Annotated in this window: 14 protein-coding genes and 4 tRNA genes; 10 read left to right on the top strand and 8 right to left on the bottom strand. The window is 65.4% G+C overall.

Annotated features, from left to right (window positions below):
* Window positions 1–71: 71 nt before the first annotated feature.
* The 5 genes from A3CW_RS0128900 to A3CW_RS0128880 all read left to right on the top strand — a co-directional run bounded on the left by A3CW_RS0128900 (window position 72) and on the right by A3CW_RS0128880 (window position 1,472).
* Window positions 72–147, top strand: a tRNA-Gly gene (locus tag A3CW_RS0128900).
* Between the two features lie 79 nt (window positions 148–226).
* A tRNA-Gly gene (locus A3CW_RS0128895) sits at window positions 227–302 on the top strand.
* 125 nt (window positions 303–427) lie between these two features.
* A tRNA-Cys gene (locus tag A3CW_RS0128890) sits at window positions 428–501 on the top strand.
* 124 nt (window positions 502–625) lie between these two features.
* Window positions 626–898, top strand: a complete 273-nt coding sequence (locus A3CW_RS0128885) for a DUF2164 domain-containing protein (protein ID WP_028206666.1) — start codon at window positions 626–628, stop codon at window positions 896–898.
* An 85-nt stretch (window positions 899–983) separates the two neighbouring features.
* Window positions 984–1,472 carry a GNAT family N-acetyltransferase gene (locus tag A3CW_RS0128880; RefSeq protein ID WP_028206665.1) on the top strand — a complete coding sequence of 163 codons (489 nt, stop codon included), beginning with the start codon at window positions 984–986 and terminating at the stop codon, window positions 1,470–1,472.
* Between the two features lie 39 nt (window positions 1,473–1,511).
* On the opposite strand, the gene A3CW_RS0128875 is transcribed toward A3CW_RS0128880, so the two are convergent.
* The 3 genes from A3CW_RS0128875 to A3CW_RS0128865 form a co-directional block, all read right to left on the bottom strand.
* Entirely contained in the window at window positions 1,512–2,396 is an 885-nt protein-coding gene (locus A3CW_RS0128875; protein WP_028206664.1) for a cytochrome c oxidase assembly protein, read from the bottom strand.
* A 98-nt stretch (window positions 2,397–2,494) separates the two neighbouring features.
* Window positions 2,495–2,962, bottom strand: coding sequence for a copper chaperone PCu(A)C (locus tag A3CW_RS0128870; RefSeq protein WP_028206663.1), 468 nt, complete (start codon window positions 2,960–2,962; stop codon window positions 2,495–2,497).
* A gap of 67 nt (window positions 2,963–3,029) precedes the next feature.
* The gene (locus A3CW_RS0128865; RefSeq protein WP_245623769.1) at window positions 3,030–3,596 is read right to left on the bottom strand and encodes an SCO family protein; all 567 of its coding nucleotides are present in this window, start codon (window positions 3,594–3,596) and stop codon (window positions 3,030–3,032) included.
* 386 nt (window positions 3,597–3,982) lie between these two features.
* Between A3CW_RS0128865 and otsB the strand changes: the two genes are divergently transcribed.
* Both otsB and otsA read left to right on the top strand, forming a co-directional pair.
* Window positions 3,983–4,735: a trehalose-phosphatase gene (gene otsB / locus A3CW_RS0128860; protein WP_028206661.1), complete on the top strand. Its 753-nt coding sequence runs from the start codon at window positions 3,983–3,985 to the stop codon at window positions 4,733–4,735.
* 112 nt (window positions 4,736–4,847) lie between these two features.
* Window positions 4,848–6,278, top strand: a complete 1,431-nt coding sequence (gene otsA, locus A3CW_RS47910) for an alpha,alpha-trehalose-phosphate synthase (UDP-forming) (RefSeq protein WP_051481774.1) — start codon at window positions 4,848–4,850, stop codon at window positions 6,276–6,278.
* 128 nt (window positions 6,279–6,406) lie between these two features.
* Here the strand turns inward: otsA and A3CW_RS0128850 are convergent, their stop codons facing one another.
* On the bottom strand, window positions 6,407–8,242 hold the full coding sequence (locus A3CW_RS0128850) for an ABC transporter ATP-binding protein (RefSeq protein WP_028206660.1): 1,836 nt from the start codon (window positions 8,240–8,242) through the stop codon (window positions 6,407–6,409).
* 773 nt (window positions 8,243–9,015) lie between these two features.
* On the opposite strand from A3CW_RS0128850, the gene A3CW_RS0128845 reads away from it, so the two are divergent.
* The 3 genes from A3CW_RS0128845 (at window position 9,016) to A3CW_RS0128835 (ending at window position 11,941) form a co-directional block, all read left to right on the top strand.
* Entirely contained in the window at window positions 9,016–10,080 is a 1,065-nt protein-coding gene (locus tag A3CW_RS0128845) for a glycosyltransferase family 4 protein (protein WP_028206659.1), read from the top strand.
* Window positions 10,081–10,413: 333 nt separating this feature from the next.
* Entirely contained in the window at window positions 10,414–11,385 is a 972-nt protein-coding gene (locus A3CW_RS0128840) for a hypothetical protein (protein WP_028206658.1), read from the top strand.
* A gap of 91 nt (window positions 11,386–11,476) precedes the next feature.
* The gene (locus A3CW_RS0128835) at window positions 11,477–11,941 is read left to right on the top strand and encodes a DUF2214 family protein (RefSeq protein WP_028206657.1); all 465 of its coding nucleotides are present in this window, start codon (window positions 11,477–11,479) and stop codon (window positions 11,939–11,941) included.
* A gap of 162 nt (window positions 11,942–12,103) precedes the next feature.
* Here the strand turns inward: A3CW_RS0128835 and A3CW_RS0128830 are convergent.
* From A3CW_RS0128830 to A3CW_RS0128815, 4 genes are all read right to left on the bottom strand, one after another.
* Window positions 12,104–12,178, bottom strand: a tRNA-Val gene (locus A3CW_RS0128830).
* A gap of 49 nt (window positions 12,179–12,227) precedes the next feature.
* Complete coding sequence (gene dnaQ / locus A3CW_RS0128825; RefSeq protein WP_028206656.1) at window positions 12,228–12,974, bottom strand: DNA polymerase III subunit epsilon; 747 nt, start codon at window positions 12,972–12,974, stop codon at window positions 12,228–12,230.
* Window positions 12,975–13,032: 58 nt separating this feature from the next.
* Entirely contained in the window at window positions 13,033–13,482 is a 450-nt protein-coding gene (gene rnhA, locus A3CW_RS0128820) for a ribonuclease HI (protein WP_028206655.1), read from the bottom strand.
* Window positions 13,479–14,372, bottom strand: coding sequence for a class I SAM-dependent methyltransferase (locus tag A3CW_RS0128815; RefSeq protein ID WP_028206654.1), 894 nt, complete (start codon window positions 14,370–14,372; stop codon window positions 13,479–13,481). Before A3CW_RS0128815 ends, rnhA begins: the two co-directional genes overlap by 4 nt.
* Between the last annotated feature and the right edge of the window lie 10 nt (window positions 14,373–14,382).

Genomic DNA, 14,382 nt, shown 5'->3' with positions numbered 1-14,382 from the left:
GTAGCAAGCAAGCAAATGCGGTGGAGATAGCCGAAGATAAGTGGTAGTTAAGCAAAGTCTGAAGCGAATATGCGGGAGTAGCTCAGTTGGTAGAGCGCAACCTTGCCAAGGTTGAGGTCGCGAGTTCGAGCCTCGTCTCCCGCTCCAGAATTTAAGGTGACGCGTTTTTTGCGGTAGGAAAAACGAGGCGCCGAAGCAGTAAAAGTCGCAGTAAAGCAGGACATTTGCGGGAGTAGCTCAGTTGGTAGAGCGCAACCTTGCCAAGGTTGAGGTCGCGAGTTCGAGCCTCGTCTCCCGCTCCAAATGCCAAGGGGAAGCAGCGCTTCCCTTTTTGTTTGGCAGGCTTTGAGCGTATCAAGCCATCAAACAAATCTGTCCGGTCGTTGCTGGCGCAAGCAGTTTGCCTCATCCCGGTCAGTCCGCTTCTGGCGCGATAGCAAAGCGGTTATGCAGCGGCCTGCAAAGCCGTGTAGGCCGGTTCGACTCCGGCTCGCGCCTCCAGATGCAAAACAAAAGCCACCTTCGGGTGGCTTTTGTTTTTTGTGCCCGCTTTGCTGCGTTTTTCGCGATGCGCTAATGCACGTGGCGCAAAATAGCCGGAACCCTTCCTATCCGGTCTTCCGACATGTCCATCGAACTCCCCGAAGACGCGCGCACCGAAGCGATCGCCTCCATCCAGCGTTATTTCGACGCCAACATGGAAGAACCGATCGGCAACGTCGCGGCGGGCGCGCTACTGGGCTTCTTCCTCGAAGAGATCGCGCCGGCGGTCTACAACAAGGCCGTTGCCGACGCGCAGGAGAGCATGCAGGCGCGCATCGTCGATCTCGACATCGATCTGCACGAGGAGCCATTCCAGTACTGGCGCAAATACGAGCAACCGCGCCGGCGCAAGTGAGCGCTGCGCAGTGGCGGGTTTGTGACGCGCGCGGCGCGCGGCATAATCGTGGTCATTGACGATGCCTTGATGGAAATCACCGACCATGACCGTGCAGTCCGCCGCCTTGCCGCTGCCCCAATTCGACTGGCAATGGAAAGCCTTTGATGCGCTCGACGCGCGCGAAGTCTACGCCATGCTCAAGCTGCGCTCCGACGCGTTCGTCGTCGAGCAGAACTGCGTGTATGGCGATATCGACGGTCTCGACTTCGGCGCGTGGCATCTGTTCGCATGGAGCGAGCAGGGCGGCGTGCGCGAGCTTGCGGGCTATCTGCGCGTGCTGCTGCCTGACGCGCAGGACGCCGACGTGCGCATCGGCCGCGTGGTGACGTCGCAAAACCACCGCGGCATCAAGCTCGGCAACGCGCTGCTCGAACGCGCCATCGCGCAGATCGAGCGTCAATGGCCGGACGTCGCGATGCGTCTGCATGCCCAGGCGCACCTGCAGAAGTTCTACGGTGCGTTCGGCTTCTCACCCGTTGGCGAGATTCACGACGAGGACGGCATTGCGCACGTGTGGATGCGCTCGGCCTGATTCGACGTCGATCGCACCTTACGCCGGCACTCAAGTGCTTTACGTGCGTAGGGTGCGCCCTTCCTCCTGACGCTCGCCGTCCGCCGGACGCATGCCGGGCCGCCGGTCCCGCTGCAAGCGTCCACGCGCGGATAGCCGCATCCAGTGGCGCAGCGCGACCAGCGCGCCGACCACGCTCATCATCGACCCCGGAATCCACAGCAGCAGCCCGCCGATCTGCTGGTCGCGCATGGGCGAGAGCCAGGTGAACGCGCGGCCGCAGATCGAGTAGACCGGGTAAAGCTCGTGCGGCGTGAAGAAGATGAACGCGCCGAGCACGATCTGCGGCGGAATCGCCGCGATCACGACGAGCACACGCTTGCCCGGCGAGAGGCGCGCGGGCGGCGCGGGGCGCGAATCGAGCACGAGCCACCAGAACAACAGCCCGTCGATCACCATGCTCCAGTTCATGACGCGGTAGAGACGCCAGTCGAGCATCGCGATGAAATGGATCGGCGAAAAGAGCCAGAAGTAGATGAGCCCGACGAAGAGCCCGACCGCGACGACGGGATGCATGACGATGTCGAGCGCCACGCGCACGGGCCGTGCGGCGAGCGCGGGGCGCACGAAGCGCTGCCGCCATCTGAACGGAATGCCCGCGCGCAGCGCCGCGCCCGGGTAGGCGAGCGCGATGAAGAACGGCCCCAGATGGTGCAGCACCAGGTGCTGCGCGCGATGCATGAAGAACTCGTGCTCGAAGTAGTAGTCGAGACGCGTATGCAGCACGACGTAGAGCGCGCCAAGCCCGAACCAGAACGAGATCTGGCGTGCGAGCGACACCCGCGCATGCCGCTTGCCGCGCACGAACAGCACCGCCGCGAGCAGCGTGCTGATCATCACGGTCGGCGAGGGCTCCCAGGGTTGGAGCCAGTAGAGCAGGGTCATCGCGAGCATGGCGGCGGCTTCATCGCGGATTCAACATGCTTGCGCGCGCAACCAATAGCAAATGCGGTGTATGCGCGCGCGGTGGTATTGCTGCGGACTCACTGCCCCGCGGGCGGCTTGACCGCGAACGGCGTGTCGAGTGTTTCCCCGTCCGAGAACTGCAGCTTCACGTTCACCGTGTCGCCCGGCGCGACCTTGTGCTTCGCCTTCTCCAGCATCAGGTGGTAGCCGCCCGGTGCGATGGCGAGTGTGCCGTGCGCAGGCACCGTCGCCTTATGCACCATGATCATCTTCTGCGTCGAGCCATTCGAGACCGTCTGATGCAGCATGACCATGCCGTAAGCGTCGCTCGATACACCCACGAGGTCGACCGGCTGGTCGCCATCGTTCTTGAGCGTCACGTAGCCCGCAGCCGGGAGGTCGTTGGGCAGCCAGCGCACCCATGCGTCCTGCGCGCTCAGCGTGCCGGCGGCGGCGTGTGCGGCGGGCGCGAAGGCGGCGAGCGCACCGAAGGTGCTCAGCGCGCAGCCGAGCGAGACGGTGAGTGACTTGAGATTCTTCGTCATAACGTTTCCTGTTGCTGATTGCTGTTGCGTCAAAACCCGATGATTGGACCGGCGAGGCGGCATGCGTTCACGCCGTGTCGTTTATGACGCGGCGCAGGTCATGCGCGATCGCGTCCGGAGAGTCGTGGTCGGTGGCGAGCAGGCGCGCATGACCTTGCGCGTCGAACACATAGACGGCCGAACTGTGCGTGACTTCGTAGCTGCCGTCGGGGTCGCGCTTTTCCATCTGGTAGGCCACGCGGTAGCGCCGCGCGAGCGACTCGATCTGGGCGTCGGTGCCGGTCAGGCCGCGCGCATGCTGGGCGTCGAACGCGCCCACATAGGCGTGCAGTGCCTGCGGCGTATCCCGCGCCGGATCGACGCTGATGAAGAGTATCCGCACTTTGCCGGCATCGGGGCCGAGCTTCGCTATAACCTGCATCAGGCGCGCCATGGTTTCCGGACAGACGTCCGGGCAATGCGTGTAGCCGAAGTAGACGAGCGTCGTGTCCCCGCGAAAACTGGCGCCCGTCACGCGCTGGCCGCTGTCGGCCGTGAGCGCGAAGTCGAGGTCGGGCAGATGGCCGCTCACGTTCGTGAGCTGCCACGGCTCGCCCGGGTGCGAGCACGCCGCGAGCAGCACCGCGCCCGCCATCACCGCCGCGTGCCACAGGTTGCGCATGCCGCCGCGAAGGTGGCCGCTCAGGCGGGCGCGGAACGTGCGCAGCGTGGGCTCGAAGGTGGGGAGCAAAGGCAATCTCGTCGACTCGATTGGATTACGTTGGCCGCGCCCGCTCAGACCACCGGGCTCGGCTTGTCGCTGCGACTGTAGCAAAATTAGGTCCGCGCGGTCGCGAGCGCCCCGGTCGTGCCAATCGCACGCGTCGATATGCCGCATCTTCGAGTCAGGGATGCCTGCACAGGCGGTCAGCCCCTTACTTTCTCGATAATCGATCCAAGGCGCGGTAAGATTCGCACACTTTCCCTGGGCGCAGCCCGGGGCCATACCCGGCCAGCAGGCCGATGGGTGAAAAGAACGCAATGCAAGCACTTCCGGCAGTCCTGCCGCCTGAACAGACGGCATTTTTCTTCGATTTCGACGGCACGCTCGTCGATCTCGCGCCCACGCCCGATGGCGTGCTCGTCCGTCCGGACATGCTCGCGCTGCTGCGCGAGTTGCGCCGCGCGACGCACGGCGCGGTGGCGATCGTCTCCGGTCGCGGCATCGAGAGCATCGACGGTTTTCTCGGCATGCCCGATCTGCCCGTGGCGGGCCTGCACGGCGCCGAGCGGCGCGACGCCAACGGCGACACGCAGCGTGTCGGCTTCAACGACGAGCGCTTGCTGCACATGGAGCAGGTGCTCGCGGAGGTGGTGCGCACGCATGCGGGCATGCTGCTCGAGATCAAGGGCGCGTCGCTCGCGCTGCACTACCGCAACGCCCCGGAGCACGAGGGCACCGCGCGCGCCTCGACCGAGCGCCTCGCCGCCGATTACGCCGACGCCTACGTGCTGCAGCCCGGCAAGATGGTCTACGAAATCAAGCCGAAGGACGTCGACAAGGGCCGCGCGCTGCGCGCGTTCCTCGACGAGCCGCCGTTCGCGGGCCGCCGCCCGGTGTTCGCCGGTGACGACCTGACCGACGAGAAGGGCTTCGCCGTCGTCAACGCGCTGGGCGGGCTGTCGATCAAGGTCGGCGGCGGCGACTCCATCGCGCAGACGCGCGTCGACTCGGTCGACGCGCTGATCGGCTGGCTCGCATCGCTCGTTGCGGCCATGCCGGGCGCCCGGTGACCGCGCGCATGCCTCGCTTCATTGCCCACGTAGATCGACTGACTTGCCCGAGCCGAGGCCTCGCCTCGCACGCGCCACGCCTTCCTGATTTCCTGCACGGACCCCGCCCCTCATGAGCCGATTGATCATCGTGTCGAACCGCGTCGCGCCGATTTCCGAAGGCGGTCCGGCCGCGGGCGGCCTCGCGGTGGGCGTGTACGACGCGCTCAAGGAAACCGGCGGCATGTGGTTCGGCTGGAGCGGGGACGTGCTCACCTCCGGCCAGCCGCAGATCGCGCTCGAAGAGCGCGGGCCCGTGACCTTCGCCACCATTGGCCTGTTGCGGCGCGACTATGACCAGTACTACCGCGGTTTCTCGAACGCGACGCTGTGGCCCGCGTTCCACTACCGCGCCGATCTCGTCCAGTACGACCGCCACGAGTACGAGGGCTACAGTCGCGTGAACGCGTGGCTCGCGCAGCAGCTCGTGCCGCTGCTGCGCGAAGACGACGTGATCTGGGTCCACGACTATCACCTCATTCCGTTCGCCCAGGCGCTGCGCGCGGGCGGCGTGAAGAACCGCATCGGCTTCTTCCTGCACATTCCGTTTCCGGCCTCGCAGGTGCTGCTGGCGGTGCCGCCGCATCGCGAGCTGGTTCAGGCGCTGTGCGCGTTCGACCTGCTCGGCTTCCAGACTAAACCCGATCTGCGCGCCTTCTGCGATTACATCGTGAACGAGGCGGGAGGCACGACGGCGATGCAGCCGGACGGCCTCACGCGCATCGAAGCGTTCGGGCAGACGCTCTGCGCGGGCGACTACCCGATCGGCGTCTATCCCGACGAGATCGCGGAACTCGCCAAGGCCGGCGAGCGCGGCAAGCCGGTGCGCACGCTCAAGTCCACGCTGCATGGGCGAAAGGTCATCATGAGCGTGGACCGGCTCGACTACTCGAAGGGGCTCGTGGAGCGCTTTCGCGCCTTCGAACGCCTGCTCGACCACGCGCCGGCGCAGCGCAACAAGGTCTCGTTCGTGCAGATCGCGCCGCCTACGCGCGCCGACCTGCACGCGTATCAGGACATCCGGCTGCGCCTCGAGGCGGAGTCGGGGCGCATCAACGGCCGTTACGCGGAACTCGACTGGACGCCGATCTGGTACATCCACCGCCAGTACGAACGGGCGGTGCTCGCCGCGCTGTTCCGGGCGTCGAACGTCGGCTACGTCACGCCGCTGCGCGACGGTATGAACCTCGTCGCCAAGGAATACGTGTCGGCGCAGGATCCCGAGGATCCGGGCGTGCTCGTGCTCTCGCGTTTCGCCGGCGCGGCGCAGGAGCTGTCGGGCGCGCTGATCGTCAATCCGCTCGATATCGACGGCATGGCCGATGCGCTGGGCACCGCGCTTGCCATGCCGCTTGCCGAGCGCCTCGCGCGCTATCAGGACATGATGGTCCAGTTGCGCGAGAACAATGTCTCGGTCTGGCGCGACCGCTTCATGCGCGATCTCGGCCAGGTCAGCGTGCGGCAAGGGGTAAGCGTGCCGCCGCTCGAGCGCGCGCAGGGCTGAGCACCCGCGCCTCGCGCGCCCACGCGAGAGCAAAAAAAAAGCCGCTTCAGTCGATGCACTGAAGCGGCTTTTTTGCGTCCGGGCGTCTGGGGCAAGGCGCAGCGGGCGACGCGCCCGCCTGCCCGATGTCAGGCCACGTGCTTTTCGTCTGCCTTCTTGCTGCCCAGATGCAGCGTGGACTGCTTGCCGTACTGCTTCGCGAGGAGGTCGCGGTAGAGGCCCGGACGGTTGCGCAGCTCTTCCGGACTGCCGTCGTCGATCACCTTGCCTGTGCTCATCACGATGATGCGGTCGAAGTTGTTGAGCGTGGAGAGGCGGTGCGCGATCGCGATCACCGTGCGGCCCACCATCAGCCGGTCGAGCGCCTGCTGGATGGCCTCTTCGGACGCGCTGTCGAGCGCCGAGGTGGCTTCGTCGAGCAGCAGGATCGGCGAATTCTTGAGAATGGCGCGCGCGATCGCGATGCGCTGGCGCTGGCCGCCCGACAGCTTTACACCGCGGTCGCCCACGATCGTGTCGTAGCCCTCGGGCATCGCCTCGATGAATTCGGCGCAGCGCGCTTCGCGGGCCGCGGCGAGCACTTCCTCGCGGCTCGCCTCGGGGCGGCCGTAGGCGATGTTTTCGTAGATCGAGCGGTGCAGCAGCGAGATGTCCTGCGGCACGAGCGCGATGGCATGGCGCAGGCTGTCCTGGGTGACCTGCGCGATGTTCTGGCCGTCGATCTTGATGGCGCCGCCCTGGGCGTCGTAGAAGTGCTGCAGCAGTGCGAGCACCGTGGTCTTGCCCGCGCCCGATTTGCCGATCAGGCCCACGCGCTGGCCGGCCTCGATGCGCAGGTCGAAATGGTCGAGGATCGCCTTGCGGTGCGGATACGCGAAGGTCACGCCCTCGAAATCGACGCGGCCGCCCTGGGCCACGAGCTCCTTGGCGTCGTCACGGTCGGGCATGCCATGCGGCTCCAGCAGTGTCTGCACGGCCTCGGCGAGGCGTGCCACGTGCTGGGTCACGTCCACGAGCGCCACGGCCAGGTCGCGCGTGCCGTGCAGGATCGTGAAGCCGAGCGAGCTGACCAGCACGATGTCGCCCGACGTCGCCTTGCCCTGATCCCAGAGCCACAGCGCCCAGCCAAGCAGGCCGGCGGACAGCATGGCCGTGATCACGGCGTGCAGCAGACGCAGCTTTTCGAGGTAGAGCAGGCTCGAGCGGCGCGCGTCGAGTTCGGCCTTGACGGTCGAGCCGAAGCGCTTTTGCTCGCGGAACGTCATGCCGAAGGCGCGCACGAGCGCCATGTTGCCGATCACGTCGACGAGCTCGCCATCCACCGCGGCCGCTTTCGAGGCGAAGGTGTGGTGGCGCGACGAGCCGCGCCCGGCCAGCTTGAAGAGGATCACCGAAAGGATCGCCGAGCAGAGCAACAGGCCGGCCGCCATCAGCGGATTCACGGCAATGATCATGACGATCGCGCCGGCCACGGCGATACAGGGCGGCAGCACGTTCCAGGCGGTGGTGTTCTCGGCCGTGTAGACGGCGTTCGACGTCGCGGTGATGCGGCTGGCGAGCGTGCCGGGCTGCTTTTCGGCGTAGTAAGTGGGCGAGTGTCCGCTCAGGTACTGGAAGAGGTCGCGCCGCAGGTCGCCCGTCACGGTGACGAAGGTGTGCGCCGCGAACCAGCCGCCGACCCGCCAGAGCAGGTTGTCGGCGGCGATCAGGCCGACGAGGATGGCGAACGCGGTCCACAGCGGGCCCGGATGATGGCGTCCCGTTCCGAGCACGTCGATCAGATGCTTGATCGCGTACTGCGAGGCAAGCGCGCAGCCGACGGCCGCGAACACGCTGGCGAGCACGACGGTGTGGGCGAACGGGTGGCGCTTGATGTAGCTGAAAAGGAACGCGAGCGGGCGCCGCGCATAGCTCGCAAGCTTTGCGTTGTGGGCGTTACGCTGTGCGATGGTCAGATGTTCCAATTGATCGGGTGGTCGGTCTGACGGAATTTCGTCCGTGCAAGTTCAAAGGAAGATAGCTGGCGCTGAGGCGACGAAGGGCTTCGGGCGCGCGGCAACGAAGGCGGACTTACCGCATTGTAAACACCCCATGCGCCTGGCGCACCGCCTGTGCCCGGCGGACGCGCATCATATCGCGACACGATAGCGCGGGATACAGATTGGGGACACGTTGTTGCAGCGGAGGTTCAACAGGAATCCCGGACCGTTTTAGAGATAAGGGTTTTAGAGATAGAATCACGGATTGCATTCGGAAAAGCGCTGTGCTTGCTCGCTGCGTGCCGCTTGCCAACCAGGAAACGAGCGCGATCGATTGATGCGCACCGTTGCCGCGACAATCGCGCGCAGTTGTTTCCCGCAGCGCAACACCCAATCTAGAACTCTCTTGGAAAACAATGGGTTGCGGAGTGTTTCCGGTTTGTAACAACGTAAAGACTTTGAAATGATCTAGCCGGTATTTACCCTGGACCGGGATAATGCCGACTCGGACGGCGTAGGGAATTTGACAGCTTCTATGTCAACGGCCGCGAACCCTGCGCGTTTACCGCCTGAACCGCCGCGTGTGCGCTCTCTTGCCGCTTCACAACTGCGTCGGGTCTGTGTCCGGATTTCCGGCGCGGTTAGCGGTACGGAACGCCTGTAAGGCGCGTGGCGACAAGGAAGCCGCAGCCTGCATAGGTCGATTGTCAAATTTGCAGTCTATTGCCCGATTTATTACGAGGAAGGAGTTCACCACTATGCGAATCGCTCAAATCGCTCCGTTGCACGAGGCGGTTCCTCCCAAGCTGTACGGCGGCACGGAACGGGTGGTCTCCTACCTGACCGAAGCACTTGTCGAACAGGGCCACGATGTCACGCTGTTCGCCAGCGGCGATTCGATCACCTCGGCAAAGCTCGAAGCGTTCTGGCCGCAGGCACTGCGCCTCGACCCCACGATTCGCGATGTGATGGCTCCGCACATGCTGCTGCTCGAAGAAGTTCGCCGCCGCGCGGACGAGTTCGACGTGCTGCACTTCCACATCGACTACTACCCGTTCTCGCTGTTCCAGCGCCAGCCGGTGCCGTTCGTCACGACCATGCACGGCCGTCTGGACCTGCCGGAACTGCAGCCGGTGTTCAGCGCGTTCAACGACGTGCCGGTGGTTTCGATCTCGGACAACCAGCGCATTCCGCTGCAGCAAGCCAACTGGCAGCAGACCGTGTACCACGGCCTGCCGGAAGACGTGCTCACGCCGATTCCGAACGTCGAGCCCGGCTACCTCGCATTCCTCGGCCGCGTCTCGCCGGAGAAGGGCCTTGACCGCGCGATTCGCATCGCCGGCCAGGCGGGCATGAAGCTCAAGGTCGCCGCCAAGATCGACAAGGCCGACCGCGCCTATTACGAAGAAGTCATCAAGCCGCTGATGGCGTTGCCGCATGTCGAGTACATCGGCGAAATCGGCGAGCACGAAAAGCGTGAGTTCCTCGGCAATGCGCGTGCCCTGGTGTTCCCGATCGACTGGCCGGAGCCCTTCGGCCTCGTCATGATCGAAGCCATGGCCTGCGGTACGCCGGTCATCGCGTTCAAGCGCGGTTCGGTGCCGGAAGTCATCGAGAACGGCGTGTCGGGCTTCGTCGTGGAAGACGAAATCAGCGCAGTCGCGGCGGTCAAGCGTCTGTCGACGCTGCCGCGCGAGAAAGTGCGCGCCGCGTTCGAGGCACGCTTCTCGTCGAAGGTAATGGCACGCAACTACGTGGCCGTGTACGAAGAACTGCTGCGCCAGAAGCATCGCACCGTGCTGCGCGAAGTCAACGCCGGCTAAGGTATGTACTGAAAACGGACGCGCTGCGGCGCGCCGGTTTTCCCGCTGTTCCCCAACGCCCCGGTGCCATGCACCGGGGCGTTGTCACATTCGCGGCGGCGGCGGGTGAGGCGCACGCTCAATGTCCCTATAATGGCCGTGCCGTAAAATCCGCGGCGCCCACGAAAGCGTGCTTTGCATGGGACCAGAGTAACGTGCCAAAGCGCGAACTCTGGTCGACAGTTTTGCATGGGACCGGAGTAAGACGCTAAAGCGTCAACTCTGGTCGACAGCTATGCATGGGACCAGAGTAAGACGCTAAAGCGTCAACTCTGGTCGACAGAGGAGAATACCTTGGCCAGAACCCGACCGACGCCCACGGCCACCGTACCCGGTGCCGGGACGCTTTTCGCGCTGCGCGCGATCGGGCTCGTGATCCTCGCGCGCTGGCTGCACTCCATGGCGCAAATGAACTTCGTCGCCGCGCTGGAAGGCATGGCGTCGTCGCCGGCGGCGAGCCTGAATCTCGTCTTCCTGTTTCTGCTGATCGTGCTGCCGGGCGCCAGGGCGCGCGTCGAGCGGCCGTTTCACCCGCTGCCGCAGTGGCTGCGCCAGGCGCTGCGCTTTTTCGGCGTGCTCGGCTTTTTGTTCGCGATCGGCTCGATCGGCGTGTTCGTGTGGACCGCCGGCTGGCGGCGCACCTTCCACGCCGTGGCCGATACCAACGGCTGGCTCGTTGCTGCGCCCGCGCTCTATGCCGCCGTGGTCTGGATCTGCCGCCCGCGCGCGCTCTGGCGTAGCAACTTCGCGGCGCGGCGCTTCGCGATCGGCCGCTTCGCCGTTTCGATCGATGCTGCGACGCGCACGACGGTCGTCTGGCAGGAGAGCCGCAAGGTCGGTCAGTACGATGCCCGCGAGCTGTCGGTGCGTTGGCTCTCCGGTGCGCCGCAGGGCGACGCGGTTGCGTCCGCACCCGCGCTCTTGCCCGCACCGGTGCAGTCCGACGATCCCGCGCCCGCGGCTGGTGTTGCCGCACCGGTTGCCGCTGCGGATTCCGCGGATTCCGGGGATTCCACGGCAGCGTCCGGGGCCAGCCAGTCTGCGGCCACGCCTGAGCCCGGCGCGCCCGCTGTGCAGCGGGCGGCATCGGCCCCCTCTGCTGCGGCGCCTGCGGGGAAGCCCGCGCGCCGCGCAAAGATCGAATTGCTCTGGGATTCGCCGGCTGCGGCGGGCCACAACCGTCAGACTGTGTTTCGCGTGGGGCTCGCCTCCGAAGGCGACCGCACGGCTGCACGCGCCCTCGACGCCGCGCTCAAGCAGGTCTGACGACCGGCAGCCCGGACGCATTGCGCGACGTCCGCGCTCGAGCCGCTTTACCATTGCTTGCCGTTCCTGTCGTCCACCGGAAGGAGTTGCAATGCTGATACGCTGGTTGCTCGCCGCCGTTCATCTGCTCGCCTTCGGCTTCGCGCTCGCTTCGATCCTGCGGCGGACACGCGGCCTGCGCCGCTGCACGTCCACCGAAGACCTGCCGATGATCTTCAGCGCCGACAACGGCTGGGGCGGCTCCGCGGTCGTCCTGATCGTGACTGGTGCCATGCGTGCATTCGGCGGTTTCGAGAAGGGCGCTGAGTACTACATCCATGAACCGCTCTTTCTCGTGAAGATGGCTGCGCTCGTGCTGATCCTTCTGCTCGAAATCGCACCCATGATGGCGCTGCTGCGCTGGCGCCTCGCGGTGCGGCGCGGCGACGTGCCGGATCTCACCGGCGCGCCGAAATACGCACGCATCGGCAGATGGCAGACGCTCTTGCTCGTCGTGATGGTGTTCGCGGCCACGGGCATGGCGCGCGGCATCGGTCTCGATACCGGCGGCGAGTAGGGCGCGCGCGATCGCCGTCGATCGTTTGATTCGGATTGCTTACAGTGGAACGCGCCGGCCAGACATTTCGCGCAAAGTCGAAGCCCAAAGCAAAAGGCCTCGTTGCTTTCGCAACGAGGCCTTTTATTCTTCGGTGTTTGTCGTTACCAACACCAGGAATTCTGGTGGGTAGTACTGGGATCGAACCAGTGACCCCTGCCGTGTGAAGGCAGTGCTCTACCGCTGAGCTAACCACCCGAAGAGATTGAAATTATGCAGGGTGTTTTCGATCTTGTAAAGCCATTTTTTAAGCATTTTGCGCATCGGCCGCATTGGCTTCGGCGGGAGCCGGCTCGGTGCGCCACACCGACGTCCCTTTGATCGCCTTGTCGAGACCGTCGAGCACGGCGTTGTGTTCGGCGACTTCTTCGTCGCTCGCCATGACCACCGGCAGATCGATCGACTCGAGGTGGATGCGCGGCGCGGCGGCCGCACCGGGCGCGGCGTGCTCGCCCAGCATGTCGATGACGAGGCTTTCCTGGCCGCGCGTCATCGCGAGGTAGACCTCGGCGAGCAGTTCCGAGTCGAGCAGCGCGCCGTGCAGCGTGCGGTGCGCGTTGCTGATGCCGAAACGGTCGCACAGGGCGTCGAGCGAGTTGCGCTTGCCGGGGAAGATCTGCTTGGCCTGCACGAGCGTGTCGATCACCTCGCCGCAGTGCTCCTTGAACCCCGGCTTGCCGAGCAGCGCGAGTTCGGCGTCGAGAAAGCCGATGTCGAAAGGCGCGTTGTGGATGATGATGTCCGCTTCGCGAATGAAGTCGAGGATCTCGTCCGCGACTTCGGCGAACTTCGGCTTGTCGGAGAGAAACTCGGTCGTGAGGCCGTGCACGGCGAGTGCGCCCGGGTCGCTGTCGCGCTCCGGGTTCACGTAGAAGTGCAGGTTGTTGCCCGTGAGCCGGCGGTTCACCAGTTCGACGCAGCCGATTTCGATGATGCGATCGCCCGTGCGGGCGTTCAGGCCTGTGGTTTCAGTATCGAGAATGATCTGGCGCATGTCTTGTAAAGCGTGAAAGCGTGGGGCAGCCGCGAAGCGGTCCTGCAAAGCAGCGGTCTCAGAGTTCGGCGAGCGTGGCGACGCCGCGGTTCGCGAGCGCGTCGGCGCGCTCGTTCTCCGGGTGGCCGGAGTGGCCCTTCACCCAGCGCCACTCTATCTCGTGCTGGCCGACGAGCGAGTCCAGACGCTTCCAGAGGTCGTCGTTCTTGACCGGCGTTTTGGCGGCCGTCATCCAGTTCTTTTTCTTCCAGCCGTGAATCCACTCGCTGATGCCTTTTTGCACGTACTGCGAGTCGGTGTGCACGATCACCTTGCACGGGCGTTTGAGCGCGTCGAGTGCGGCGATCACCGCCATCAGCTCCATGCGGTTGTTGGTCGTGCCGGCCTCGCCGCCGAACAGTTCCTTTTCCTGCGCGCCGAAGCGCAGCAGCGCGCCCCAGCCGCCGGGGCCGGGGTTGCCCTTGCAGGCGCCGTCCGTGAAGATTTCGACGAAGTCGGGTGTGCTCATGAGTCCTTGTTGCGTGTTGGGGAAGGGGTAGTCGCCGCGGGCTTCAGGCTCGCGGCCAGCACCGGCTTCTTGACCTTCAGTGGGCCGACGAGGCGCATGCCGCGCACGCGCTTGATCGCCGTCACCATATAGATAGCGCCGAAAATCGGCCACCAGCGGTCGCCGGCGGCTTCCATGAAGCCGTAGCGGCCGAGCCACTGTTCTGTCGCGAGCGGCGGACGATAGCAGCCGAAGCGCCCGCGTTCAAGCTCGAAGCCAAGCAGCTTGATCCAGTCTTTCAGGCGCGTGAAAGCGATCAGGTCCTGCCGCGCAGGCAGGAACGGATGGCCGGTCAGCTTGCCGGCCGACTGGCGCGCGCCCCACAGCGAAAGCGAGTTGAACCCGACGATCAGCAGTTGCCCTTCGGGCATCAGCACACGTTCGGCTTCGCGCAGCAGACGGTGCGGGTCGCTCGTGAATTCGAGCGTGTGCGGCATCACGATGAGGTCGACGCTCTGCGCCTCGAACGGCAGATCGAGATAGTCGCACCAGACAGTGCTGCGGCCCGCGGGCGCGTGAAGCAACGTGCCGCCGCCCGCAGCCGGGGTGCGGTCTGGTGTTGCGCCGCCCGCGTCGGGCGACGTTTGCCCGCCGTTCGGGTGCGCATGGGCCGACGCGCCGGGTACGGAGTAGGGGGCGCTCGCGGCACTGGCGGCGTCGAGCACGAGGCCGCGGCACGACATGCGGTTCTCGCGCAGGGCGTCGAGCTGCGGCAGGCCGAGCTGCAGCGCATGGTAGCCGAATATGTTCGACACCACGCGGTCGAGCTGCTCCTGCTCCCAGCCGAGCACATACCTGCCAGCGGGCGAGGCGGTCCAGGCGGGCCAGTCTATAATCAATCGGTCAGACATGTCGAAGAAT

Origin of the sequence: Paraburkholderia nodosa DSM 21604, from assembly GCF_000519185.1 — a bacterium.
Lineage (GTDB): Bacteria > Pseudomonadota > Gammaproteobacteria > Burkholderiales > Burkholderiaceae > Paraburkholderia > Paraburkholderia nodosa.
The sequence above is the reverse complement of the archived record's forward strand: the minus strand, read 5'-3'. Positions and strand labels throughout refer to the sequence as shown.